23 protein-coding genes are annotated in these 23,573 nt (G+C 72.4%); 16 read left to right on the forward strand and 7 right to left on the reverse strand.

The annotated features are described in order from the left end of the window. Positions 1-41: 41 nt before the first annotated feature. Genes ACWCP2_RS24145 through mqnP form a run of 3 tightly spaced genes read left to right on the forward strand, consistent with a single transcriptional unit; the run spans position 42 to position 2,886 of the window. Positions 42-1,499 (forward strand): menaquinone biosynthesis decarboxylase, encoded by a 1,458-nt coding sequence (locus ACWCP2_RS24145; RefSeq protein ID WP_450910645.1) that lies wholly within the window; start codon positions 42-44, stop codon positions 1,497-1,499. After that, the gene (locus tag ACWCP2_RS24150; protein ID WP_450910646.1) at positions 1,496-1,963 is read left to right on the forward strand and encodes a hypothetical protein; all 468 of its coding nucleotides are present in this window, start codon (positions 1,496-1,498) and stop codon (positions 1,961-1,963) included. The genes ACWCP2_RS24145 and ACWCP2_RS24150 overlap by 4 nt, the downstream gene beginning before the upstream one ends. Beyond that, the gene (mqnP, locus tag ACWCP2_RS24155; RefSeq protein ID WP_450910647.1) at positions 1,960-2,886 is read left to right on the forward strand and encodes a menaquinone biosynthesis prenyltransferase MqnP; all 927 of its coding nucleotides are present in this window, start codon (positions 1,960-1,962) and stop codon (positions 2,884-2,886) included. Before ACWCP2_RS24150 ends, mqnP begins: the two co-directional genes overlap by 4 nt. A gap of 60 nt (positions 2,887-2,946) precedes the next feature. On the opposite strand, the gene ACWCP2_RS24160 is transcribed toward mqnP, so the two are convergent. Beyond that, positions 2,947-3,567 carry a rhomboid family intramembrane serine protease gene (locus tag ACWCP2_RS24160; RefSeq protein ID WP_450910648.1) on the reverse strand — a complete coding sequence of 207 codons (621 nt, stop codon included), beginning with the start codon at positions 3,565-3,567 and terminating at the stop codon, positions 2,947-2,949. 85 nt (positions 3,568-3,652) lie between these two features. Here ACWCP2_RS24160 and ACWCP2_RS24165 point away from each other — a divergent pair, with 85 nt between their 5' ends. Next, on the forward strand, positions 3,653-4,339 hold the full coding sequence (locus ACWCP2_RS24165; protein ID WP_450910649.1) for a UbiX family flavin prenyltransferase: 687 nt from the start codon (positions 3,653-3,655) through the stop codon (positions 4,337-4,339). Here the strand turns inward: ACWCP2_RS24165 and ACWCP2_RS24170 are convergent. Beyond that, positions 4,336-4,470, reverse strand: coding sequence for a hypothetical protein (locus ACWCP2_RS24170; protein ID WP_266905748.1), 135 nt, complete (start codon positions 4,468-4,470; stop codon positions 4,336-4,338). The two genes, ACWCP2_RS24165 and ACWCP2_RS24170, sit on opposite strands and share 4 nt — an antisense overlap. Before the next feature lie 130 nt (positions 4,471-4,600). Here ACWCP2_RS24170 and ACWCP2_RS24175 point away from each other — a divergent pair, with 130 nt between their 5' ends. The 7 genes from ACWCP2_RS24175 to ACWCP2_RS24205 all read left to right on the forward strand — a co-directional run bounded on the left by ACWCP2_RS24175 (position 4,601) and on the right by ACWCP2_RS24205 (position 11,490). Further along, positions 4,601-5,056 carry an Lrp/AsnC family transcriptional regulator gene (locus tag ACWCP2_RS24175; protein WP_243340137.1) on the forward strand — a complete coding sequence of 152 codons (456 nt, stop codon included), beginning with the start codon at positions 4,601-4,603 and terminating at the stop codon, positions 5,054-5,056. 88 nt (positions 5,057-5,144) lie between these two features. After that, a complete protein-coding gene (gene mqnE / locus ACWCP2_RS24180; protein WP_450910650.1) occupies positions 5,145-6,308 on the forward strand; it encodes an aminofutalosine synthase MqnE in 1,164 nt (387 codons plus the stop codon). A gap of 98 nt (positions 6,309-6,406) precedes the next feature. Beyond that, positions 6,407-6,931 (forward strand): N-acetyltransferase family protein, encoded by a 525-nt coding sequence (locus ACWCP2_RS24185; protein WP_450910651.1) that lies wholly within the window; start codon positions 6,407-6,409, stop codon positions 6,929-6,931. A gap of 120 nt (positions 6,932-7,051) precedes the next feature. Further along, positions 7,052-9,250 (forward strand): FG-GAP repeat domain-containing protein, encoded by a 2,199-nt coding sequence (locus ACWCP2_RS24190; RefSeq protein WP_450910652.1) that lies wholly within the window; start codon positions 7,052-7,054, stop codon positions 9,248-9,250. 155 nt (positions 9,251-9,405) lie between these two features. After that, complete coding sequence (locus ACWCP2_RS24195; protein WP_450910689.1) at positions 9,406-9,681, forward strand: DUF4229 domain-containing protein; 276 nt, start codon at positions 9,406-9,408, stop codon at positions 9,679-9,681. A 179-nt stretch (positions 9,682-9,860) separates the two neighbouring features. Then, on the forward strand, positions 9,861-9,968 hold the full coding sequence (locus ACWCP2_RS24200; protein ID WP_450910653.1) for a putative leader peptide: 108 nt from the start codon (positions 9,861-9,863) through the stop codon (positions 9,966-9,968). Positions 9,969-10,095: 127 nt separating this feature from the next. Then, complete coding sequence (locus ACWCP2_RS24205) at positions 10,096-11,490, forward strand: dicarboxylate/amino acid:cation symporter (RefSeq protein ID WP_450910654.1); 1,395 nt, start codon at positions 10,096-10,098, stop codon at positions 11,488-11,490. 244 nt (positions 11,491-11,734) lie between these two features. Here ACWCP2_RS24205 and ACWCP2_RS24210 read toward each other — a convergent pair whose 3' ends face one another. Together ACWCP2_RS24210 and ACWCP2_RS24215 are read right to left on the reverse strand one after the other, a co-directional pair. Beyond that, positions 11,735-12,316 carry an O-methyltransferase gene (locus tag ACWCP2_RS24210; protein ID WP_450910655.1) on the reverse strand — a complete coding sequence of 194 codons (582 nt, stop codon included), beginning with the start codon at positions 12,314-12,316 and terminating at the stop codon, positions 11,735-11,737. Positions 12,317-12,421: 105 nt separating this feature from the next. Next, complete coding sequence (locus ACWCP2_RS24215) at positions 12,422-13,519, reverse strand: MerR family transcriptional regulator (RefSeq protein WP_450910690.1); 1,098 nt, start codon at positions 13,517-13,519, stop codon at positions 12,422-12,424. Positions 13,520-13,638: 119 nt separating this feature from the next. Here ACWCP2_RS24215 and ACWCP2_RS24220 point away from each other — a divergent pair, with 119 nt between their 5' ends. From ACWCP2_RS24220 to ACWCP2_RS24230, 3 genes are all read left to right on the forward strand, one after another. Further along, entirely contained in the window at positions 13,639-14,367 is a 729-nt protein-coding gene (locus tag ACWCP2_RS24220) for a GNAT family N-acetyltransferase (RefSeq protein ID WP_450910656.1), read from the forward strand. 56 nt (positions 14,368-14,423) lie between these two features. Continuing rightward, positions 14,424-15,398: a hypothetical protein gene (locus ACWCP2_RS24225; RefSeq protein WP_450910657.1), complete on the forward strand. Its 975-nt coding sequence runs from the start codon at positions 14,424-14,426 to the stop codon at positions 15,396-15,398. Positions 15,399-15,526: 128 nt separating this feature from the next. Next, entirely contained in the window at positions 15,527-16,921 is a 1,395-nt protein-coding gene (locus ACWCP2_RS24230; protein ID WP_450910658.1) for a hypothetical protein, read from the forward strand. Positions 16,922-16,940: 19 nt separating this feature from the next. On the opposite strand, the gene ACWCP2_RS24235 is transcribed toward ACWCP2_RS24230, so the two are convergent. Both ACWCP2_RS24235 and ACWCP2_RS24240 read right to left on the reverse strand, forming a co-directional pair. Next, entirely contained in the window at positions 16,941-17,486 is a 546-nt protein-coding gene (locus ACWCP2_RS24235; RefSeq protein ID WP_450910659.1) for an N-acetyltransferase family protein, read from the reverse strand. 34 nt (positions 17,487-17,520) lie between these two features. After that, the gene (locus tag ACWCP2_RS24240; protein WP_450910660.1) at positions 17,521-18,108 is read right to left on the reverse strand and encodes a DinB family protein; all 588 of its coding nucleotides are present in this window, start codon (positions 18,106-18,108) and stop codon (positions 17,521-17,523) included. A gap of 211 nt (positions 18,109-18,319) precedes the next feature. Between ACWCP2_RS24240 and ACWCP2_RS24245 the strand changes: the two genes are divergently transcribed. Beyond that, the gene (locus ACWCP2_RS24245; RefSeq protein ID WP_450910661.1) at positions 18,320-20,209 is read left to right on the forward strand and encodes an AMP-dependent synthetase/ligase; all 1,890 of its coding nucleotides are present in this window, start codon (positions 18,320-18,322) and stop codon (positions 20,207-20,209) included. Positions 20,210-20,572: 363 nt separating this feature from the next. Further along, positions 20,573-22,150, forward strand: a complete 1,578-nt coding sequence (locus ACWCP2_RS24250; protein ID WP_450910662.1) for an alpha/beta hydrolase — start codon at positions 20,573-20,575, stop codon at positions 22,148-22,150. A gap of 55 nt (positions 22,151-22,205) precedes the next feature. Here the strand turns inward: ACWCP2_RS24250 and ACWCP2_RS24255 are convergent, their stop codons facing one another. Further along, complete coding sequence (locus ACWCP2_RS24255; RefSeq protein ID WP_450910663.1) at positions 22,206-23,375, reverse strand: lipase family protein; 1,170 nt, start codon at positions 23,373-23,375, stop codon at positions 22,206-22,208. Between the last annotated feature and the right edge of the window lie 198 nt (positions 23,376-23,573).

Here is a 23,573-nt window from a genome sequence, read left to right on the forward strand (position 1 = left end):
GCCGCGGTTCGGGCTCGGAGCGGGGATGCCACAATTGCCGCATGGCTTACGACGATCTCCGCTCGCTGCTCCGGGCCCTCGAGCGGGAGGGCGACCTCAAGCGCATCAAGGCCGAGGTGGACCCGTACCTAGAGGTCGGGGAGATCGTCGACAGAGTGAACAAGGCGGGCGGACCCGCGCTGCTCTTCGAGAACGTCAAGGGCTCGGCGATGCCGCTGGCCATGAACGTCTTCGGGACCGACCGGCGCCTGCTGAAGGCGCTGGGGCTGAAGTCGTACGCCGAGATCAGCGAGAAGATCGGCGGCCTGCTCAAGCCGGAGCTGCCCCAGGGCTTCATCGGCGTCCGCGAGGCCTTCGGCAAGCTCGGCTCGATGGTGCACGTGCCGCCGAAGAAGGTGAAGGGCGAGTCCGCGCCCGTGCAGGAGGTCGTCCTCACCGGCGACGACGTGGACCTGGACCGGCTCCCGGCCCTGTTCACCTGGCCCAAGGACGGCGGGTCCTTCTTCAACCTCGGCCTGACGCACACCAAGCACCCGGAGACGGGCGTGCGCAACCTCGGCCTGTACCGCCTCCAGCGCCACGACAAGCGCACCATCGGCATGCACTGGCAGATCCACAAGGACAGCCGCAACCACTACGCGGTGGCCGCGGCCCGCGGTGAGCGGCTGCCGGTCGCCATCGCCTTCGGCTGCCCGCCGGCCGTGACGTACGCCTCGACCGCGCCGCTGCCGGGCGACATCGACGAGTACCTCTTCGCCGGGTTCGTGGCGGGCAAGCGGATCGAGATGGTCGACTGCAAGACGGTCCCGCTCCAGGTCCCGGCCCACGCCGAGGTGGTCATCGAGGGCTGGCTGGAGCCCGGGGAGACCCTCCCCGAGGGCCCCTTCGGCGACCACACGGGCTTCTACACCCCGCAGGAGCCGTTCCCCGCGCTGACGATCGACTGCGTGACGATGCGCAAGCGTCCGCTGATCCAGTCGATCGTCGTCGGCCGCCCGCCGACGGAGGACGGCCCGCTCGGCCGCGCGACGGAACGCTTCTTCCTGCCGCTCCTGAAGATCATCGTCCCGGACATCGTGGACTACCACCTCCCCGAGTCGGGCGGCTTCCACAACTGCGCGATCGTCTCGATCGACAAGAAGTACCCGAAGCACGCGCAGAAGGTCATGCACGCCATCTGGGGCGCGCACATGATGTCGCTGACCAAGCTGATCATCGTGGTGGACAAGGACTGCGACGTCCACGACCTCCACGAGGTCTCCTGGCGGGCGCTCGGCAACACGGACTACTCCCGCGACCTCACCGTCGTGGAGGGCCCCGTCGACCACCTGGACCACGCCTCCTACCAGCAGTTCTGGGGAGGCAAGGCGGGCATCGACGCCACGAAGAAGCTGCCGACGGAGGGGTACACCCGGGACGGCGGCTGGCCTGACATGGTCGAGTCCGACCCGGCGACCGCCGCCCTGGTCGACAGCCGCTGGAAGGAGTACGGACTGTGAGCACCGTCGCCATGGGGGGCCCGGCCCTCTTCATCGGGACCGACGAGGTCTACGTGGCCCTGGTCCGCCCGGAGCTCGACCCGGCCGACCCGGGCGTCGTCCTGGCCGCCGAGGAGGCGGGCGTGACGCCCGAGGAGTTCGCGGGGCCCGGCAACGTCTGGGCGCTGATGTTCGAGGAGGACGGCGAGGGCGACGGCTTCGAGCTGCCCGGCGCGCGGGACATCGAGGCCGACGACTTCACCGAGCAGCTCCAGCGCGCCCTGGTCGCGGGCGAGCCGTTCACCGCCGAGGCCGGGAACTTCCTGCGCCTGGACGCGAGCCCGTCCCCCACCACCTGGCGGCTGACCGCCCACGTCACCCCGCCCGAGGGCCACGACGAGGGCCCGTGGACCCTGGAGCTGGGCACGCTCCCCACGGCCGACCTGCTGGCCGACCTCGAAGACTTCCGGAGAAGCCTCGCATGATGACGACCGCCGACGAACTGCTCGGCTCGTCCGGCCCGGCGCCGCAGCCGGTCGGCAAGGTCAAGGCCTTCCTGCGGCTCGTGATGATCGAGCACTCGGTCTTCGCGCTGCCCTTCGCCTACATCGCCGCGCTCACCGCCATGTACACGCTCGACGAGCGGATGCACTGGACGAAGCTGCTGCTCGTCACCGTCTGCATGGTGGGCCTGCGGACCTTCGCGATGGCCGCCAACCGGATCATCGACCGGGAGATCGACGCGCGGAACCCGCGCACCGCCGGGCGGGAGCTGGTCACGGGCGCCGTCTCGGTCCGCTCCGCGTGGACCGGCGCCGGGATCGCCCTGGCCGTCTTCCTCGGCTCGGCGGCGCTGCTGAACCCGCTCTGCCTGATGCTGGCGCCGATCGCCGTGGTGCCGATGGTGGTGTACCCGTACGGGAAGCGGTTCACGAACTTCCCGCACGCGATCCTCGGCATCGCCCAGGCGATGGGCCCGGTCGGGGCCTGGATCGCGATCACGGGTGAGTGGTCCTGGGACGCGGTGATCCTCGGCCTCGCGGTGGGCGTGTGGATCGGCGGCTTCGACCTGATCTTCGCCTGCCAGGACGTGGCCGCGGACCGCGCGGAGGGCGTCAGGTCCGTCCCGGCCCGCTTCGGCATCCCGGCCGCCCTGTGGGGCGCGCGCGGCGCGCACGTGGTGACCACGGGCCTGCTGGCCTGGTACGCGGTGGCGACGGACGCGGGCTGGCTGTTCTGGCTGGGCCTGCTGATCGTCGTGGCGGCCTTCGTCTACGAGCACACCATCGTCACCCCGCACGACCTGTCCCGGCTGAACCGGGCCTTCTTCACGGTGAACGGTTTCATCGGGATGGCGCTGTTCGTGTGCGCGCTGGCGGACCTGGTGGTGCGGGGCCTGTCGCTGTAGCTCGATCGTGTGTGCCCGGCGGTATCCGTCGGTATCCGGCGGTATCCGGCGGTTCGCGGCCTAGAGGGCCGCCACCTCCGGCCGGGGCCGGGCCACCGTGGCCACCGCCGCGCCGGCCAGGAGGCCGAAGAGGTGGGCCTGCCAGCTGACCACCGAGTCCGTGGGGAGGGCTCCGGCCAGGAAGGTCGTGCCCCAGACGGCGGCGATGACCACGGCGACCGCCACGCCGAGGGGGTTGCGTTCCACGAAGCCGCGGATCAGCAGGTAGCCGAAGAGGCCGAAAATCAGGCCCGAGGCGCCCGCCGTGATGGTGTGGGGCGGGGAGATCAGCCAGACGGCGAACCCGTCGGCCAGGGCGATGGCCGCGCAGACGGCCAGGAAGCGGCCGATGCCGCTCAGTGCGGTGACGAAGCCGAGGACCAGCAGCGGGACGCTGTTGGAGGCGACGTGGTCGAAGCCGAAGTGCAGGAAGGGCGCCAGGGGGATGCCGCTCAGGCCGTCGGCCTCCCGGGCCTTGATCCCGTAGGCGTCGAGCGCGTGGCCCGTGGCGTGGTCGACGGCCTCGATCAGCCACAGCAGTGCGACCCAGCCCAGCATCAGCTTCGCGGCGGCCGCGGCCCGGCCGGTCAGGCTCCGGGCGACGGGGCCCGTACCGCCCGGGTGTGTACTGCTTGCGCTCATGACGACCCCTCCGCCGTGTCCACCCCTTGAACGTGCCGACACCTTAGCCAGTGCCCGTCGTCGGTGGCCGGATAGTCTCGGAGGTATGACTGAGGGCAAGCGCACCCCGTGGGTGGTCGGGGTTTCCGGGGCGTCCGGGACGCCGTACGCGGCCGCCGTGATCCGCGGGCTGCTGGCGGCGGGCGAGAGCGTGGACCTGGTGGTGAGCCGGGCGTCCAGACTGACCCTGCTGGACGAGACGGGGATCGCCTTCCGCGACGCGCACTGGCAGGGCGACCTGGGGGAGTGGCTGCAGCGCGGGGCCGACGGCAAGCCCGGCACCTTCGCGCGCCCGGAACTGGACGGCGTGCGCCACTGGGCGGCGGGGGACCTGGCGGCCGGACCGAGCAGCGGCTCGTACCCCGTCAAGGGGATGCTGATCGTGCCCGCGTCCACGGCCTGCGTGGCCGGGGTGGCGCTCGGGCTGTCGAAGGACCTGCTCCAGCGGGTCGCGAGCGTGACGCTCAAGGAGCGGCGCCGGCTGGTGGTGGCGGTACGGGAGACCCCGCTGAGCGGGCAGACGCTGAAGCATCTGGTGAGCCTGGACGAGGCGGGCGCAGTGGTGCTGCCCGCCTCTCCGGCGTTCTACGCGGGTGCGACGCACATCCAGGATCTGGTGGACTTCGTCGCGGGGCGGGTGCTCGACGCGGCAGGGGTGCCGCACGGGCTGTACCGCCGGTGGGAAGGGGAGCTCGGAGGCTCCCGTCCCCGGGGGGAAAGCGGTGGCGCTTAGCGCTTCTTGGCGCGCCCCGGCTTGCGCATCTTGTCGACACGGTGGGCGGCGACGGGCTGGTCGGTGCGGGATCGGTTGGCCAGCTCCTGGAGCTGTCGCATGTGCGCGTAGGCCATCTCGATCGTGTACACGGTGAACCACTCCTGAAAATTGTCAGATCGTCGTTGATCTGTTGAAAGATTCACAGGGTGTCGACCCTGTGCACCTTAGATTCTATACGTAAACTTGAGGGATTGCCGAATAATGGAAGGTTCCAGGTACATGGACGCGGTGGACAAGCAGCTCATCCAGGCACTTCGTGAGAACGGACGTGCCTCGTACGCCGAGCTGGGCCGGCTCGTGGGCCTCTCCGGCCCCAGCGTCACCGACCGGATCAACCGGCTGGAGACGGCCGGAGTGATCACCGGCTACCGCGCGACCGTGGACGCGGCCTCGCTCGGCCTGGGCGTCACGGCACTGATCGGCATCTCGCTCTCCGATGCCGCGGACCACGAGGACGTGGCCCGCCGGCTGCGCGACCTCTCCGAGATCGAGGACTGCTGGTTCATCGCCGGCGACGACTCCTACATGCTCAAGGTCCGGGCCGGTGACGTGGACGGGCTGGAGCGGATCATCCGCAAGCTCTCCAGCACCAAGGGCGTCTCGCGCACGCGCACGACGATCGTGCTCTCCACCAAGTGGGAGAACCGGGTCGGGGGCCTGCCGGAAGAAGCCTGAGGGCGCTGAGAGTACGGTGGGGGCGCGGTCCGCGTAGGGCGGCAGGCGCGAGCGGCGCGAGGACAGAGGACAGAGGGAGTGGACCGGCATGGACGCTGGGCTCAAGCGTGAGCTGGAGGACAAGGTTCGCTCCGGCGAGCGGCTGACCCGTGAGGACGGCATCGCCCTCTACGAGTCCGACGACCTGGCCTGGCTCGGCGGCCTCGCCCACGAGGTGCGCACGCGGAAGAACGGCGACGTCGTCCACTTCAACGTCAACCGCCACCTCAACATGACCAACGTGTGCACGGCCTCGTGCGCGTACTGCTCGTTCCAGCGCAAGCCGGGCGAGAAGGACGCGTACACGATGCGCATCGAGGAGGCCGTCCGCCTGGCCAAGACCATGGAGGGCGAGAACCTCACCGAGCTGCACATCGTCAACGGCCTGCACCCCAGCCTGCCGTGGCGGTACTACCCGCGCTCGCTCTCCGCGCTGAAGGAGGCGCTGCCGAACGTCTCGCTGAAGGCGTTCACGGCGACCGAGATCCACCACTTCGAGACGATCTCCGGGATGTCGGCCTCCGACATCCTCGACGAGCTGATCGAGGCCGGTCTGGAGTCCCTCACCGGCGGCGGCGCGGAGATCTTCGACTGGGAGGTCCGCCAGCACATCGTCGACCACAACACCCACTGGGAAGACTGGTCGCGCATCCACCGCCTGGCGCACTCCAAGGGCCTCAAGACCCCGGCGACGATGCTCTACGGGCACATCGAGGAGCCGCGCCACCGCGTGGACCACGTGCTGCGGCTGCGCGAACTGCAGGACGAGACCGGCGGTTTCCAGGTCTTCATCCCGCTGCGCTACCAGCACGACTTCGTGGACATGAAGGACGGCAAGGTACGCAACAAGCTCCAGGCGCGCACGACGATGGCGACGGGCGCCGAGGCACTGAAGACCTTCGCGGTCTCCCGCCTGCTCTTCGACAACGTCCCGCACGTGAAGGTCTTCTGGGTGATGCACGGCGTGCAGACGGCGCAGCTCGCGCTCCAGCACGGCGCGGACGACATGGACGGCTCGGTCGTCGAGTACAAGATCACGCACGACGCGGACAACTACGGCACCCCGAACAAGCTGGGCCGCGAGGACCTGCTGGAGCTGATCCGCGAGGCGGGCTTCCGCCCGGTCGAGCGCAACACGCGCTACGAGATCATCCGCGAGTACCCCGGCGCGGACGCGGAGCTCCGCGAGACGCCGCAGGCGATGCGGGTCTGACGGTCCGGCCCCTGCTGTGACGCTTCGGGCCCCGGTCCCCCTCAGGGGGTGGCCGGGGCCCTTTGCGCACGAGGTGCGGTAATAGTTAAACTCGGATCATGACCCTTACTTACACCTTCGATCCGGTCGTCGGCCCCGCCCTGGCCGAGGAATTCGCCGTGCTCTGGGCCGACGTGACCAACGCCGGCGGTGCGGTGGGCTTCGTGGCGCCCGTCGCCGTCGAGGACGTGCGGCCGGAGGTGGACAAACACCTCGCCGCGGCCGCCGGGGGCCGCAGCCGCCTGCTCGTCGGACGCGACGCCACCGGCCGGGTGCGCGCCACCGCCGTCCTCGCCGCCAACCAGCACCGGCTGCAGAAGCACTGGGTCTGGGCCTACACCGTCATGGTCGACCCCGCCCTCCAGGGCCGCGGCGCCGGCCGCGCGCTGATGGAGGCCGTCGCGGACGCCGCCCGCACGATGGAGGGCATCGAGGCGATCCGCCTCGGCTGCCGCGGCGGGCTGGGCCTGGAGCACTTCTACGCCGCCTGCGGCTACAAGGAGGTCGGCCGCGTCCCCGACGCGATCCGGGTGGCCCCGGGCGACGACCGCGACGACATCACCATGCTGCTGCCGCTGCACTAGGCCGTCTCTCGGGAATCCCCGGCCCCGGGTGATCTTGGCTGATATACGCTGCGCACGATCTGTTCGAACAGTCCGGCGCATCCGGGCCACCGGATCGTCCTGCCCGGGGGGGCTTCTCTCATGACTTCGTATTCCCGCGCGCTGCTGGGCATCGCGCTCACTCCCGTACTCGCCCTGGCGGCCGCGGCTCCGGCCGTCGCCGCCGCTCCGGCCGCGGGCACGGCTGCGGCGGCCGACGCCACCACTGCTGCCGACGCCCTCGCGGCGGCCGCCGCTCCGGCCGCCGCCGCCGCGACGCGTGCGCCGGGCCCGTGGGGCGCCAGTACCCTGCACGCTCCGAGCCCCGACCCCGCTTCCGCCTCGGGCGGGCTGAACGCCCTGGTGTCGGCGGGGAACGGCGCGCTCGTCTCCCTCACCGGCGACGGGCTCTCCCGCTCCACCCGGATCCGGCCCGCGGGCGCCACCAGCTGGCTCTCCGCGCAGGCCTGGCCGGACGCCGGCGGGTACAACACCGAGCTGGTCGCGCTCGCCGACGGCTCCGTACGCCTGGTGTGGCGGGCCAAGCGGGCCGACGACCACGACAACCCCTGGCTGAAGGTGGCCACCCTCGCGCCCGGCGCGACCGCCTTCTCCGAGCCGGAGTACGTGGCCCCGGTCCCCGAGAAGGGCCACCACTACCTGGCGGCCACCCCCGACGGCCGGCTGACCGCGGTGTGGTCGGTCTTCGGCGTCGTGAAGGCCGTCGAGAAGGCCGGTCCGAAGGCCGCGTGGAGCGCTCCGGCCGTCCTCAACGAGCAGCCGCCGTCCGGCAGCCGGGACATCGTCTCCATGGACCTGGCGGTCGCCAGGAACGGCACCGCCCTGCTGGTGTGGCAGTGGAAGAAGAGCAAGGCCGTCGTGGCCCTGCAGAAGGCCCCGGGCGCGGCCGGGTGGACCGCGGTCAAGGACTTCCCGGTCCCCAGCGTGGTCAACGCGCTCCCGAAGGTCATCGCCCAGCCGCAGGGCGGCTTCGACGTGTTCTACGGCGGCGTCGGGCCCCTCATGAACACGAGCTGGTCCCCGGCGGTCGGGGAGTGGAGCACCCCGCATGCCGTGCTCCCAAGCACCAACACGTACGAGATGGCGGGGGATCCCGTCTACCTGCCGGGCGGCGACCTCTTCGTCGCCGTCGACCCCTTCACCCAGGGGCAGCTCTCGTACGCGGTGCGCTCGGCGGCCCTCGGGGAGTGGATGCCGTACACGCAGCCCTTCTCCACGCACAAGTCGGTCACCGCGGTCTCCGCGGCCGCCACGTCGGGCGGCACCGTCACGCTGACCTGGCGGGAGGGGTATTCGCAGGGGCAGTACGTGATGGCCTCCGTGTTCAAGGGCGGCAGCTGGTCCGCTCCGCAGCGGCTCAGCTCGACGGGCACCAGCTGGGCCGGGGAGCCCCGGATCACCGCCGACGCGCTCGGCCTGCCGGTCGTCCTGTGGGACGAGTACAAGCGGAACGAGGCCAACAACGTCGTCCTGACCGGCGTCTACCGGGCCACCACCACCAGCCGCGCGCTGCCCGCGTGGCGTGACCACACGGACGACGGCAAGGCCGACCTGTTCGGCCTGAGCGGCACCGGGACGAAGGTGTACGCGGGCGACGCGACGAAGCTGACCGCGGGCAAGCGCGCGATGACCTGGACGTCGGTGGACACGCAGGTGCTGCCGTTCGGCGACCTCGACGGCGACGGCTGCAACGACGTGTTCGTCCGCTTCCCGAAGGGCGAGGCCCGCGTCTACCTGACGGCCTGCGGCGGGCTGCCCGACCTGCAGTCGGCCCACGTCAACGTCTCCTCGGACTGGAGCGCGTACGACCAGGTCCTCTCGCCCGGCGACGTGACCGGCGACGGCCGGGCCGACCTGGTGACCCGGTCCGCCTCGACCGGGAAGCTGTACGTGTACGCGAACACCGGTGAGGTCGGCTTCAAGGCCCGCACGCTCGCCGGGTCCGGCTTCGGCGCGTACAAGAAGCTGATCTCCGCCGGGGACCTCGACGGCGACGGCAAGAACGACCTGCTCGGCCTCGACGCGTCGAACGAGCTGTGGCGGTTCGGCGGGACCGGCGCCGGCACCTTCAAGGCCCGGACCCTGGTCTTCAAGGACTGGGGCACCACCTACAAGGACGTGGTCGGCGGGCTCGACCTGTCCGGGGACGGCAAGGCCGACCTGGTCTCGGTCGACAAGGACGGGCACGCCTGGCTGAACCGGGGCAACGGCAAGGGCGGCTTCGAGAACCGGACGCAGGTCGGCAAGGCCACGAACTGGTCGGGCGTCCGCATCTCCTGACGGTGGGGGTCCGGGGGGCCGGGCCGGGTGACCCCCGGCGCCCCGGACCGCGGCCCGGACGTGCTTCACTGGACGGGCACGTACCGCCGTAGGACGACGAGAGAGAAGGGGTCACCGTGTCCCTCAAGCCGAGCGCGACGATCCGATACACCGCGATGCGCCTGGGGATCTTCGTCGGGTGCCTCGTCGTCGTCGCCGTTCTGGTCCGGCTGGGCTGGGTGCCCTCCGGCCTCGGTGACGCCAACCCCGCCTGGGTCGTCCTGCTCGCCCTCGTCCTCTCCGCGCCGCTCTCCTTCGTGCTGCTGCGCAAGCAGCGCGACGAGATGTCCGCGGTCATCGCCGGACGCGTCGCGGGCGCGAAGGACAAGCTCGCCGCGAACCGCAGCCAGGAGGACGACGCGGTCGACGAGGCCGCGCGCGCCGCTCGATAGCGCGGTCGGCGCAGTTAGCTTCATCACACACCGAAAGCCTCGGCACCGGGTTCACCCCCGGAACGCCGGGGCTTTCGGCGTTTTCCGGGGGGTTCGCAGGGCTTCGCGGGCTGCGGTGGGCCCGTCGGCCCAAAGGGAGCCTTTGAGATTCCCAAAGGTGAAGTGTTAGCGTATTCAACATGTTGACGACAGCCGCGCACCGAACGATCACGAGCGTTCCGCTCGTGGCGCGCCTGCACGTCGACCTCTGCCGCCGCGCGTCCGCGGCCTGTTGCTGTTGTCGCTGAGTCCCGCGACCCGTTCCGCGACCAGCTCTGGCACAGCAGCGGTCCCGCCCGCCCGGCTCTTGGCTTTTCCGGGTGCTGCCGCACCGCACCACCACCCCACCGCAGAAACCGCAGACCCACCCGGAGAGTGTCCGTGTCCGCGTCACCGCAGACCCCTGCCGCCGAGGCCCCCGTAGAGTCCGCCCCGGCGAAGAAGTCCTTCAAGTTCCCCTTCTGGGCCCAGATCGTCACCGGCCTCGTGCTCGGCGTGCTGCTCGGCTGGGTCTCCCGCAGCCAGGAGATCAGCTGGCTCGGCACGACCCTGGAGCAGATAGGCGACATATTCGTCCAGCTCCTGAAGCTGGCCGTCGCCCCGCTCGTCTTCTTCGCGATCCTGGTGTCGATCACCAACCTCCGCAAGGTGAACAACGCGGCGCGGCTCGCCTCCCGCACGCTGCTCTGGTTCATGATCACCTCGCTGATCGCGGTGGCCATCGGCCTCGCCATCGGCCTGATCACCAACCCGGGCTCCGGCACCGGCCTCACCCCGCAGGACGGCAAGCTGCCGAAGCGCGAAGGGTCCTGGCTGGACTTCCTGACCGGCATCGTGCCGACCGACATCATCACGCCGTTCACCGAACTGAACGTCCTGCAGATCGTGTTCCTCGCCGCCGTCGCCGGCATCGCCGCCCTCCAGCTCGGCGCCAAGGCCCAGCCGGTGCTGAGCCTGGCCGAGTCGGTCCTGGAACTGCTCCAGAAGGCCCTGTGGTGGGTCATCCGCCTCGCTCCGATCGGCACCGTCGGTCTGATCGGCACCGCGATCGCCACGTACGGCTGGGACCTGCTCGGCAAGTACGCCACCTTCACGGTCGACGTGTACGTCGGCTCCGCGCTCGTGATGTTCGGCGTCTACCCGCTGCTCCTGTGGACCGTCGCCAAGGTCAACCCGCTCCAGTTCTTCAAGGGCGCCTGGCCGGCCATCCAGCTGGCCTTCGTCTCCCGCTCCTCCGTCGGCACGATGCCGGTCACCCAGAAGGTCACCGAGCGCCTCGGCGTCCCGAAGGAGTACGCCTCCTTCGCCGTCCCGTTCGGCGCGACCACCAAGATGGACGGCTGCGCCGCGATCTACCCGGCGCTCGCCGCGATCTTCATCGCGCAGATCTTCGACGTACAGCTCGGCATCACCGACTACCTGCTGATCGCCTTCGTCTCGGTCGTCGGCTCCGCCGCCACGGCCGGTCTGACCGGCGCCACGGTCATGCTGACCCTGACCCTCTCCACGCTGGGCCTCCCGCTGGAGGGCGTGGGCCTGCTGATGGCGATCGACCCGATCCTGGACATGATGCGCACCGCCACGAACGTGGCCGGCCAGGCGCTGGTCCCGGTCATCGTCTCGGCCCGTGAGGGAATCCTGGACAAGGTGGCCTACGCCACCGCCTCCTCCTCCCTCCTGGACGAGGCCCCGGCCGAGCTCGCCGACGCGGACGCGGACGCCGACACGGCCGAGGCCGCCGACAAGGACAAGGTCCTGGTCTCCGCCTGACCCCGCGCCGTACCCCGCACACCCACCGCAGCCTCCGCCCCCGTCCGGGCGGGGGCTGCGGTGTTCGCCGCGCGGTCTTTCGTACGGTCCTTCGTGCGGCCCTTCGTGCGGTCCTTCGTGCGGGTCCTCGCGCTCTGCCCGCCCGACCCGTGGGCAGGCCCTGGGCCTGGGCCTGGTCCTCGCCGGCCGCAGGCACGGGTTCCGGCGCGGCGCGCCACGTGACGCGGGGCCGGTCCCGGCCCCGTCAGGCGGCTGTACGCACCGCCATCAGCAGGCCGCTCGCCCAGGCCAGGCGGACGCACCGGAAGTCCTTGCGCGCCTCCAGCTCGGCCAGGAGGCGTACGACGGAGTCCGCGTGGTCCTGCGGCCAGCCGGGCTGGGGGAGGAGGTCGTCGATCAGGTAGGTCCCGCCGGGCGCCACGAGCGCCAGGGCCCGGTCGAGGTGGGTGAACTTGCCCGGCCAGGTGTCCGCGAAGACGAGGTCGAAGGGCGGGCCGCCGAACCCCTCCAGCCACGTGCCGCCGTCCCCGGACACGAAGGTCACCCGCGGGTCGGTGCCCAGCTCGTCCCGGGCGATGGCCTGGACGGCGGGGTCGAGTTCGACGGTGGTCAGCCGGGAGGCCCGGTCCATCCCGCTGAGGAGCCAGGCGGCGCCCGCGCCCGCACCGGTACCGAGCTCCAGGATGCGCCCCCCGGGCCGCCCGGCGGCGAGCCCCGCCAGGAGGCTGCCCGTGCGGTCCTCACAGGACAGGGAGAAGCCGGCGCCGGCCGCCCTCGCGCGCAACGCGGGCAGGGCGGAGGGGAGTTGGTTCGGAGTGTCGTCCATGCGGAGATGATGCGAGCGCCGTGGCACCCGGGCAAGGCAATTCCGGCGGCACCGGGGGGTGGGGGCGGGGGCGGGGGTGGACCGGGCGGAGCGGGCGGAGGGCACTCACGCCGTGAGGAGGCGGAGGCCGAGGTCCGCCTCGGGCAGGCCGGCGAGGCCGCCGTTGCGCTCGGCCCACCGGCCGGAGCCGAGGTCGGTGCGGAGGCTTCGTACCGCCCGCTGTTCGGCCTGCGGCCCGACCCTCGTCCACACCGACATCGCACGGCGCACGTGATCCTCCAGGTACGCCTCCGGCCGGCGCCAGTACGCCTCGAACAGCCCGTCGGCGCAGTCCCACGGGACCGGCACCGGCTCGGCGCGGGCGCCGATCGCGCCGGCCATCCCGGCGAGCGGGGGAAAGCCGGCCAGGACGGCGGAGAACTCGGGCAGGTAGTCGCGGGTCAGCCAGAACCGGTCCTGCCATCCGGGCTCGTCGGTGTCGAAGGTGAGCACCACCACGCGGCGCGCCACCCGCCGCATCTCGCGCAGCCCCGCGATCGGGTCCGCCCAGTGGTGCACGGTGGAGACGGCCATCGCGACGTCGAAGGAGCGGTCCTCGAACGGCAGGCTCTCCGCGGCGGCGGCCACGCACGGAGCCGCGCCGGCCGGCCGCTGCCCGCGCATGACCGCCGACGGCTCCACCGCGGTCACGGCCCGGTCGGCGGGCTCGTAGGAACCGGTGCCGGCGCCGACGTTCAGCACGGTCCGGGCGTCCCCGAGCGCGTCCCAGATCTGCGCGGCGATCCGCGGCTCGGTACGCCGTGTCGTCGTGTAGCCCCCGCCGATCGCGTCGTACAGCCGCGCACCGAGCATCTCCAGTTGCTCCTCCGGTGTCACCGTCATCCCCTTCGCCCGCGCTACGAGCTCCCTGTCGATGGCCGCCACCATGGCGTCGGCGCGCGCCCGCCGCTCCAGCAGCAGGCCGCGCAGCCGGTGCAGGTGGGCGACCGCGTCGGTGGACGGCTCGCCGATCAGCTCGGCGACCTCCCGCAGGCCGAAGCCCAGCCGCCGGTAGGCCAGTACCTCCCGCAGCCGCTCCACGTCGCCCGGCGCGTAGGCCCGGTACCCGGCCGAGGTCCGTGCCGAGGGCCGGACGAGCCCGATCGCGTCGTAGTGATGCAGGGTGCGGACGCTCACCCCGGCCAGCTCGGCCACGCGTCCCACGTTCCAGTGATCCTCCACGGCCACGACTATGCGGCCTGACGTCGCGTGAGGGTCAAGAGCCTTGGTATCGCCGCCACTTCACCAGCGCACGGCTTGCTGCGGCTGGCAGTATCGGTGCCATGTCGATGGATCGTCCGCTGCTGGTCCGGGCCCGTGGGGTGTGGCAGGAACTGGCCCGGGTGCCGGTGTCGTTCGCCCCGTCGGGCGGTGTGGAGGTGGCGGTCTCACCGGGGTCCGGGCTGTGCCCGGCCGGGTGGGTCGGGGCGGTGGCCCTGGGCGGCTCGGCGATCGTGACGGTGCCGGGCGAGGCTGCCGCCGGGCTCGTGCGCGATGCGCTGGCGGGGCTGTCGGCGGAGGCCGTCGTGGACGGCGGCGCCGTCCGGGACGTCCTTCCGGTGGCCCGGGTGCTCGGGCCACCGGCCCTGGCGTACGTGTCCCCGGACGGGTTCCGGCCGGTGGCGGCCGGGGTGCTGACGGTGGAGCGGCTTCCGGCCGGCCATCCGGACGTACGGGCCCTGGAGCGGGCGGCCGGCGCCGAGGACGCCGGTGAGGCCGCGCTCGACGAGCTCACCTCGCCCGCGTTCCTCGTACGCGACGGGCACGGCCGAGTGGTCGCCGCCTCCGGATTCCGGACCTGGCCGGGCCGGACGGCCCACGTCTCCGTACTGACGGCGCCGGCGGCGCGGGGCCGCGGACTGGCCCGGCTGACGGGATCGGCGGCGGTCGCGCACGCCCTCGCCGCCGGGCTGCTGCCGCAATGGCGGGCACGCACCCCCGCCTCCCGGCGGGTGGCTGCCGCGCTGGGCTTCGCGGAACTGGGCGCTCAGCTCAGCATCGAACCCGCCTGAGCGGACGCCTGCTCCGACCCCGCTGTGCCGGCCCGCTTCCCACGCGAGGTGCCTTGATGATCACGTCTCGTTCCGTTCGCACCGGGCTGACCGCGGCTGTTCTCAGTGTTCTCAGCGTTCTCGCCGCGACCGCGTGCAGCTCCGGCGCCGAGCAGGCCGGGGGCGACAGGTCGGCGCCGCCCGCCGAGGAACAGCCGGGGGGCCCCGGCGCGGGCAAGGCCGAGGACAAGGACGGCACCGGCGACCTGGTCCTGCCGATCGACGCCTACGACGTGTCCACCGACCGCATCGTGCAGACCGGGCAGGCCTTGAACCTGCTGAGGAAGCAGTGCCTCTCCCGCTTCGGCCTGCAGATGAAGGAACCGCCCGCCACGGCCGTCGCCCAGGGCTCCGTGCACTCCCGTCGCTACGGCACCCCCGCCTCTCTCGAAGTCGCCCAGAAGTACGGCTTCCACATGGCGCAGAACGACCCGCGGGCCCTGACTCCCGATCGGATGGTGCGTCAGCCGGTCGCTGTCATCGAGGTGGCGCGCGGCATGAAGGAGGGCAGTGGCGAACCCCTGACCACGTACAACGGCATGAAGGTGCCCGAGGGGGGCTGCTCCGGGGAGGCCCAGCGAAAGCTCGCGGACGGCACGGGCGCCCGTACCGGGCACGCCGAGACCGCCGCGGCGATCAAGGCACGCTCCTTCGAGACGGCCAAGAACGACCCGCGCGTGATCGCCGCCGAGAAGAAGTGGGCCGCGTGCATGGCCGGCAAGGGCTACGGCGCCTACAGGGGCCCGTTCGACGCGATCGGCGACAAGAAGTGGAGCGCCCCGGAGGCGACTTCGGAGGAGATCGGGACGGCGGTGGCTTCCTGGACGTGTGGCAAGGAGGCCAACGTCGTCGGCATCTGGGTGGCGGTGGAGACCGTGTACCAGAAGGAGCAGATCGCCCAGAACACCGAGACGCTCACGGAGGAGCGGAAGGCCCTGGAGGACAACGCCCGGCGGATCGACGAGATCATCGCGGCGGCGGGGGCGCAGTAGTGGCCTGGGGGCCGAAGGGGCGCCGGCGGGCGGGCTCCTGACCGCTGCGGTTCTCGTTATGCTCGACTGTCGTTTGCACCAACCATTCGCCGCAGCTGTATCCGAGGACGTGAATCGGCTTGATATCCATGCCCGTTGAGCTGATCGCCGCGCCGGTGGCGCTCGCCGGCGCCGCCGTGCTCGTCGCCGGGTGGCTGCGCTGGAGGTCCCCCGGGAACACGGCCGTCCCCGGCGGTGACGCCACCGCCCCGGACGGGACCGCCACGCCACCCGGCGCGGTCGTGGCCGAAGCGCGGCCCGCGTTTCCTCCGGCCGGGATCCTGGTCTCCGACGAGGTCCTGCGATCCGTCGGCTCCTCGTCCTCCGCGATCTGGGACGCGCTCGAAGCGGCAGCGGTGCCGGTCGCCGTCGAGTACCACCCGGTCACCGAAGCGGAGGTCGCGAAGCTTCGTACCGTGCCCGTGAACGCCACGGCCCAGCAGGCGCTGACCGGGATGGTGAAGGCCCTCGACCCGAAGAGCGAGACGTTGTTCCGGGTGGTCCTGCCCAAGGGGGCGGAACTCGTGAAGGCCGTCGGAACCTCCGGGTTCCGGGGGTTCTCCCGGACCGACGGGCAGACGGCGCACGCCGTTCTGAAGCCGGTGGCCGCCGGAGGAGCCATCATGGCGGGCTGGCCCCTGCTCGCCGTCGCGGGAACGGTCATGGCGATGGACATGTTCGCCCAACGGGAACAGCGGGCTCACCAGCGCCGGGTCGAAGGGCTCCTGGAACGTCAGGAGGAGCGGCACTACGAGGACCGGATCACGGCCCAGCGGTCGGCCGACGGTCAGCTGTCCCGTGTGATCAGCACGCTGCTCGACGGCGGCGATCCGCACATCGAACTCGCCCTGAAGAGCGCGGACGACGAGTTCTACCGCTCCCAGCAGTTCCTGGAGAAGCACCGCGGGGTCGTCGACGAGCTGACGGACGAGGACGGCAGGATCGACCACCGCCGGCTGGAGGAGGCGCTCGGCGGACGGACGAAGGACACGGACCACTTCGCCCGCGAGCTCCACCTGGCCCGCGCGGCGATCGCGATCCGGCGCAAGGCGATGGTCGCCCACGCGGCGGCCGTGGCCCTCGCGGATCCCGGCAATCCCTACGCCGCACTGCGCAGGCTCCTGGAGGCGCAGGTCCATCAGGTGGAGGACGCCGATGCGATGGCGACCGAGCTGACCGAACGTCTCGGTACGGTCGAACTCAAGGGCCGCTGGCACGACTTCGGCAACTCGGTGACGGACTGGCAGGAGAAGTTCCGCGCCAAGATCTCCCCGCCCGAGACCGGTGGCGACACGGAGATCCGGTACCTGATGACGTCCTCCGGCCAGATCCTCCAGGTGCTGCCGCCCGAGGAGGAAACGGAAGAGGCAGAGGCAGAGTCAGAGGCAGCGGCAGAGACAGAGACAGAGGCAGAGGCGGAGGGAGCGGAAGAGGGCGCGCCCGCGCGGGTCGTGGAGGGCGGCGAGGGCCCGGGGCGCGCGTGAGGGCGGCGCCCGTCGCAGGTCAGGGCCGCGCGGGAGCGGTGGCCGGGCAGCCCGGCGGGCGCATCATGAAGACGTCGACCGGGTCCTCGGTTTCCACGGCGAATCCGTGACGCTCGTAGAGCCGGCGGGCGGCACTGCCCTGCAGTACGTTCAGGCGCACGCTCATGCCCTGCGCGTCCGTCCGCTCCAGGACCGTGCCCAGCACGGCGGATCCGAGGCCGCGGCCCTGATGGGGCGGAGCGAGGTAGAAGTGCTCCAGCCAGAGCCTGCCGTCGGCCGGCCGGACCGTGACGCATCCCGCGAGCTCACGGCCGACGGTGATGACCGACGTGTGCCGCGGGGAGAAGGCGTCCCGCAGCCGCTGCCGTACCCGGTGCTCGTCGTAGCGCCCGAGGCGTTCCAGGTCCGCGCGCATGACCCGGGCCCGCAGCTCCGCGATCACCTCCACGTCCGCCGTCACCGCGGGACGCAGCGCCCAGTCCGCGCCGTGCGCCGGCGTGGCCCGTACGGGCGGCGGCACGGTCGTGTCCGGCCGCGGTCCGCTTCCCCTCACCTCGGTATCCATGGCGGGAGTATCCCAGTCCGCCCCCGTGGCCGGCTCAGGCCTCCCGTGCCGCCTGCTCCAGGCGGGCGCGGTGGGCTTCCCACCAGGCCGGGTCGGTGTCCGGGAGGCCGGGGTTCGACGGCTGCATGCCCGTGGTGCCGTCGAGGAGTTCGCGGAGGATGTCGGCGTGGCCGGCGTGCCGGTGGGCGTCGGAGATGATGCGGACCACGGCGTGGTGCAGGGACACCTTGTCGTCGCCGCTCGGCCACCACGGGACCGTGCCGATCGTGTCCAGGGGGAGGGCCTCGATCGTGGCGTCCGCGTGGGCCCACGCGCGGTGGTAGAGCGCCACGATGTCCGCGCGCGACTGGTCGGGGGTGGCCCACATGTCCGCGTTGGGCTCGGCGTCCTCCGCGACCCAGGGCAGGGGTTCGCCGGAGGGCCGCCCGAAGGTGTCGCCGAGGTAGCCCAGCTCCGTGGTGGCCGCGTGCTTCACCAGGCCGAGGAGGTTGGTGCCGGTCGGGGTCAGCGGGCGGCGTACGTCGTACTCCGAGAGGCCTTCGAGCTTCCAGAGGAGCGCTTCGCGGGCGGACTGGAGGTAGAAGTGGAGCTCGGCCTTGGGATGCGGTTCGGGAGAGGTCATGAGATCAGTCTGGTCGACTGCCGATCTTCGTTCACCGGGTTTACGGGGCACACGGGAGCGCAGCCGGGGGCCGCAGGCGTGCGCACGAGGTGGGGGTGTGGGCGGCACGGCGTGGAGCATCGGTGAAAAGCCGGGCACAGGGGTGTTCAGGGTGGTTACCGCTAAGTAAATTACCGGCGGTAACACTCCGTTCCGGCCAGGGAGGCACACCGTGACCGCCGAATCGAGCCTGGTGAGGGTCGTCAGTCCGCCGAAGCACGTAGAACCGGTCAAGACCGTGATCGAAGGGCGGGTGCGCCAGGTGTGGGTGCCCCCGCTGGCCCCGGTGCCGGTCAGCGGATCCCTCGGGGACATTCCCTTCGACAATGCCCGGGAGGCTCCGCGGGAACCCGTACTCGCCCGCAAGGAGCGGGACGGGACCTGGCGGGACGTCTCGGCCGCCGAGTTCGCCGGCCAGGTGCTCGCCGTCGCGAAGGGGCTGATCGCCGAGGGGCTGCGGCCCGGTGACCGGCTGGCCATCATGGCGCGGACCACCTACGAATGGACCCTGCTGGACTTCGCGGGCTGGGCGGCCGGGCTGATCACCGTCCCGGTGTACCCCACCTCCTCCGCGCTCCAGGCGCGCTGGATCATCCAGGACTCCGGCGCCGTCGCCTGCGCGGTCGAGGACACCACGCAGGCGCGGATCATCAGCTCGGAGCGGGCCAACCTGCCCTGGCTGCGCCACCTCTGGGAGATCGACACGGGCGCGGTGGCCCGGCTGGTCAAGGCCGGCGAGCACGTGCCCGACGAGGTCGTCGCGGCCCGCCGGGCCGGGTGCGCGCCGGAGTCCGTCGCGACGCTGATCTACACCTCCGGGACGACCGGGCAGCCCAAGGGGTGCGTGCTGACGCACGCCAACTTCTTCGCCGAGGTCGACAACGCGGTGGAGCTGCTGCACCCCGTCTTCAAGTCGGTCAGCAAGGACCCGGCCTCGACCCTGCTGTTCCTGCCGCTGTCGCACGTCTTCGGGCGGATGGTGGCCGTCGGGTGCATGCGGGCACGGGTGAAGGTCGGCCACGCGCCGAGCATCCGCGGCGAGGACCTGCTGGCCGACCTGGCCGGCTTCCGGCCGACGTTCCTGCTGGCGATCCCGTACGTCCTGGAGAAGGTCTACAACACCGCGCGGGCCACGGCCGAGAAGATGGGCCGGGCCTCCTCCTTCGACCGGGCGGCGCGGATCGCGCGCAGCCTCGGGGAGGTGGCGGTCGTGGAGGGCAAGCGGCCGGGGCTGGGCCTGCGGCTGGGCCGGGCCCTGTACGAGCCGCTCGTGTACCGGCGGATCCGGGGGGCGCTGGGCGGGCGCGTGCGGTACATCCTGAGCGGCGGCTCCCCCCTCGGCCGGCGCCTCGCCGCCTTCTACACGGGCGCGGGCATCGAGGTCTTCGAGGGGTACGGACTCACGGAGACGACCGCGGCCGCGACCGTCACCCCGCCGCTGCGGCCCCGGCTGGGCACGGTGGGGTGGCCGCTGCCGGGGACGGCGGTACGGATCGCCGACGACGGGGAGGTGCTGCTGCGCGGGCCGCACGTGTTCGCGGGGTACTGGAACAGCGGCGTGGCGGTGGGCGGGGAGCAGTGGCTGTCCACGGGGGACATCGGGGAGCTCGACGCGGACGGGTACCTGACGATCACCGGCCGGAAGAAGGACCTGATCATCACCTCCGGCGGCAAGAACGTGGCCCCCGCACCCCTGGAGGACTGGCTGCGGGCCCACCCGCTGGTGGGCCAGTGCATGGTCGTCGGCGACAACCGGCCCTACGTCACCGCGCTGATCACCCTGGAACCGGAGGGGCTCCAGCACTGGCGGCAGATGCGCAAGAAGACGGGCGTGCCGATCCGGGAGCTGGTGGCCGACGAGGAACTGCGGGCGGACCTCCAGCGGGCGGTCGACGAGGCGAACCGGCTGGTGTCGCGGGCGGAGTCGATCCGGCGGTTCGCGGTGCTGGAGGGGGAGTTCACGGAGGAGCGGGGGCATCTGACGCCCTCCCTGAAGCTGAAGCGGGGCGCGGTCGCACGGGACTTCGAGCGCGAGATCGAAGCCCTGTACCGGCCGTCCTGACCCGCGGGTCGGGCCGCAGCCCGGGCCGGTGGCGTTCGCGGTGCCGCAGCCCGGGCCGGGGCGGAGTCCCCCGACCCGCCCTTCGCCCGTTCCCCGGGCTGCGCCCGGACCCCTTCCGGGGCTCCGCGCCTCGCACGCCGGCGGGGCTGGATGGCCCCCGGGAACGGGGCCGCACGCGGCAGAGGTCCGGGCGCAGCCCGGGGAACGGTGGAAGGGCGGGTAGGGGACACACCAGCCCCGCAGGGCCCACCCCGCCGCGCCCCCCGTCAAGGGGCCGGACGGGTGAGGGGCTCGCAGAGCGAGGCGCGGAGGGCGCGCATAGGGTGGGGTCACTGGTCCGGGGGGCCGCCCCAGGAGGGTGCAGTGCACCGTTCCCGTTCCCGTTCCCGTTCCCGAATAGGCGCCGGCCTCCTCGGCACCGCCCTGGCCGGCGCCCTGCTCGCCGCCGTCCCCGGCCCGGCCGGCCCGGCACCCGCGCGCACGGGAGCCGCCCGGACGGGGATCCAGTGGGGCGCGTGCCCGGAGAAGCCCGTGCCCGACGGAATGCGCTGCGGCACCCTCACCGTGCCGCTCGATCACGCGACCCGGGGCAAGGCCCAGGGGACCCTCCGGGTCGCCGTCGCGCGGCTCCCCGCCACCGGCCCCGCCGCCCAGCGGATCGGCTCCCTCGTGCTGAACTTCGGCGGCCCCGGCGCCCCCGGCGTCTCCACCCTCGCGGCCGACCCCAACGCCTTCGCGGAGCTCAACAAGCGCTACGACCTCGTAGTCTTCGACCCCCGGGGCGTCGGCCACAGCGCCCCCGTCACCTGCGGAGGGAGCATGCAGGGGGGAGGCGCCGGAGCCCCCGGCGGGCCCGCCGCCGAGCTCGCCGCCCTGCGGGCCGAAGCCAAGCGCTGCGCGCTCGACTCGGGCCGGGTGCTCCCGTACGTCGGTACCGTCAGCGTCGCCCGGGACATGGACCTGCTGCGCCAGGCCCTCGGGGAGGACAAGCTCGACTACCTCGGCTTCTCCTACGGGACCCGCCTCGGCGCCGTCTACGCCGCGCTGTTCCCGCACCGCACCGGCCGCATGGCCCTCGACGGCGTCGACACCCTCACCGAGCCGCTCGGCGAGCAGGCCCTGCTGTCGGCGGTCGGCCAGCAGCGGGCGCTGGACAACTTCCTCGTCTGGTGCGCCCACCGGCAGGACTGCGTCTACGGCACGAACACCCGTACCGCCAAGGAGAAGGTCCAGGCCCTCGTCACCCGCCTGGACGCGGAGCCGCTGACCGGCGAGGGCGGACTGCGCTTCACCGGGCAGGACGTGGCCGACGCCATCGGGACCGCCCTGTACTCGCCGAAGGCCTGGCCCGCCCTCGCGGAGGCGCTGGCCCTGGTCGAGCGCCACCGTGACCCCGTGGGGCTGATGCAGCTCGGCGGTCCGGACGAACCGTCCCCGGTCGGGGAGGACCCCGGGCAGGACCCCGCGGAGGAGGGGGCCGCCGCCGTGCCCGCCGACAACGCCGCCGCCGCGCTCGTCGCCGTGAACTGCGCCGACGACCCGGACCGCGGGGACGCCAAGGCCTCCCCGGCGGCCGTCGAGCGGGAACTGGCCGAGCTCCAGCCGCTGTTCCTCGCCGCCTCGCCGATCTTCGGCCCGCGCCAGCTGATGACGGTGCTGGCCTGCTACGGGCGCCCCGCCGGCACCGATTTCATCCGCAGGATCGACCGCCCCGCCGGCATCCCGCGCATCCTGCTCGTCGGTACGCGCGGAGATCCGGCCACCCCGTACGAGTGGACGGAGGAGACGGCGAAGCGGCTCGGCAACACCGTGATCGTGGACTACAAGGGCGACGGCCACACCGGGTACGTCGCCTCGCGCTGTGTGCAGGGGTACGTGGACCACTTCCTGATCGACGGCCGGCTGCCCTCCGGGACGCGCTCCTGCCCCGCCGGGGAGTGAGCCCGCCCGGCGCGGCCTCCTCCCCGGCGGGGCAGCGGCAACCACCGCTGCCGGGTCAGCAGTTGGGGTGCGTGGAGCGGCCCGCGAAACGGTCCGCGAGCCAGTTGCCCGCCGCCAGGGACTGCGTGATGACCCCGCTGACGTGCTCGCCGATCCAGATGGTGTCGAATTCGAGGTTCGTGCCCCGCGCGCACCAGTCGGAGCGCAGCCGGCTGCCGACGGCGTACGGGATGAGCTCGTCGCCGAGCGCGTGGTACTGGTACACGGGCGCGGCCGGGGCGGTGCGCCCGAGCCTGCTCTGGTTCAGGCGGGCCTGCCAGTCGGGCTGCGCCAGCGGGTCGCGGGTGGTCAGGTCGGAGATCCGCTTGAAGGAGCCGCCGATGGCGTCGATCGCGACGCAGTTCTCCTTCATGGCGCCGACCAGGACCTTCCCGGCCGGGTTGAGGTAGGAGTCGAGCTTCAGTTCCGGGAAGGCCGCGTCCTGGCCGGCGGCGGCCATGAAGATGAGGCCGGAGCCGTAGGAGCCGTTGTTGAAGTCGGCCACCTTCAGCAGATCGGCCGGGACCCCGCCCGTCGCCGTGCCCTTGACCCGCAACTCCGGTGCGTACGAGCCCTGCAGCTCGGCGGCCCAGGCGCTGGCCTGGCCGCCCTGGGAGTACCCCATGATCCCGACGGGTGTCGTGGCCGACAGCCCGGCCTCGGGCAGCCGGGTGGCCGCGCGGGCGGCGTCGAGAACGGCGTGGCCGGCGGAGGGGCCGACGGTGTAGGTGTGCACGCCGGGGGTGCCCAGGCCCTCGTAGTCGGTGACGACGACGGCCCAGCCGCGCAGGGTGAGCTGCTGGATGAGGTTGGCCTCCAGGGCGGTGCCGTACGGGAGGTTGTTGCTCGGCGCGCAGGAGTCGCCCATGCCGACGGTGCCGACGGCGTAGGTGATCAGGGGGCGCGGGCCGGTTCGGCCGTCCTGCGGGACGATGACGGTGCCGGAGACGACGTTCGGGGCGCCGTCGGCGGTCGTGGAGTTGTAGTGGATCTTCCAGGCTTTGGTGTGGGTGGGCTGACCGGGCAGTGGGTGGAACGCGGACGGCGCGCTGCTGACGATGTCGCCGGGGCGGGCGGTGGCCTCCTCCGTCCGCGTGGAGGCGGCGGCGGTGGCGGTGGCGGAGGGGACGGCGGCCGAGAGGGCCAGGGCGGCCACGGCGGCGAGGGCTGAGCTTCGGATGCGCATGGGGCGGCTCTCCCAAGGGTCCGGGTGGGGGTGGTGGGTGAGGAGAAGGTAGTGACCGACCGGTAGGAACGTCGCTGACCGCACAGCTCAGCTTTACTGGCCCGGGACCGCAGCCGTCCCGCCCCGCCCACCTTGTCGGCGGGCGGTCCATCTGGCGGCGCCGGGCGCGGAAGGCCTGACGGGCTGCCGCGCCGAAAA

It is taken from the genome of Streptomyces sp. NPDC002104, from assembly GCF_053593795.1.

Excerpts from the sequence above, each read along its gene's own strand:
- ACWCP2_RS24190 (WP_450910652.1), top strand. The coding sequence starts at position 7,052 with ATGACTTCGTATTCCCGCGCGCTGCTGGGCATCGCGCTCACTCCCGTA.
- ACWCP2_RS24145 (WP_450910645.1), top strand. The coding sequence starts at position 42 with ATGGCTTACGACGATCTCCGCTCGCTGCTCCGGGCCCTCGAGCGGGAG.
- ACWCP2_RS24175 (WP_243340137.1), top strand. The coding sequence starts at position 4,601 with ATGGACGCGGTGGACAAGCAGCTCATCCAGGCACTTCGTGAGAACGGA.
- ACWCP2_RS24165 (WP_450910649.1), top strand. The coding sequence starts at position 3,653 with ATGACTGAGGGCAAGCGCACCCCGTGGGTGGTCGGGGTTTCCGGGGCG.
- ACWCP2_RS24255 (WP_450910663.1), bottom strand. The coding sequence starts at position 23,375 with ATGCGCATCCGAAGCTCAGCCCTCGCCGCCGTGGCCGCCCTGGCCCTC.
- ACWCP2_RS24220 (WP_450910656.1), top strand. The coding sequence starts at position 13,639 with ATGTCGATGGATCGTCCGCTGCTGGTCCGGGCCCGTGGGGTGTGGCAG.
- mqnP (WP_450910647.1), top strand. The coding sequence starts at position 1,960 with ATGATGACGACCGCCGACGAACTGCTCGGCTCGTCCGGCCCGGCGCCG.
- ACWCP2_RS24225 (WP_450910657.1), top strand. The coding sequence starts at position 14,424 with ATGATCACGTCTCGTTCCGTTCGCACCGGGCTGACCGCGGCTGTTCTC.
- ACWCP2_RS24185 (WP_450910651.1), top strand. The coding sequence starts at position 6,407 with ATGACCCTTACTTACACCTTCGATCCGGTCGTCGGCCCCGCCCTGGCC.
- ACWCP2_RS24195 (WP_450910689.1), top strand. The coding sequence starts at position 9,406 with ATGCGCCTGGGGATCTTCGTCGGGTGCCTCGTCGTCGTCGCCGTTCTG.
- ACWCP2_RS24200 (WP_450910653.1), top strand. The coding sequence starts at position 9,861 with ATGTTGACGACAGCCGCGCACCGAACGATCACGAGCGTTCCGCTCGTG.
- mqnE (WP_450910650.1), top strand. The coding sequence starts at position 5,145 with ATGGACGCTGGGCTCAAGCGTGAGCTGGAGGACAAGGTTCGCTCCGGC.
- ACWCP2_RS24235 (WP_450910659.1), bottom strand. The coding sequence starts at position 17,486 with ATGGATACCGAGGTGAGGGGAAGCGGACCGCGGCCGGACACGACCGTG.
- ACWCP2_RS24230 (WP_450910658.1), top strand. The coding sequence starts at position 15,527 with ATGCCCGTTGAGCTGATCGCCGCGCCGGTGGCGCTCGCCGGCGCCGCC.
- ACWCP2_RS24240 (WP_450910660.1), bottom strand. The coding sequence starts at position 18,108 with ATGACCTCTCCCGAACCGCATCCCAAGGCCGAGCTCCACTTCTACCTC.
- ACWCP2_RS24160 (WP_450910648.1), bottom strand. The coding sequence starts at position 3,567 with ATGAGCGCAAGCAGTACACACCCGGGCGGTACGGGCCCCGTCGCCCGG.
- ACWCP2_RS24210 (WP_450910655.1), bottom strand. The coding sequence starts at position 12,316 with ATGGACGACACTCCGAACCAACTCCCCTCCGCCCTGCCCGCGTTGCGC.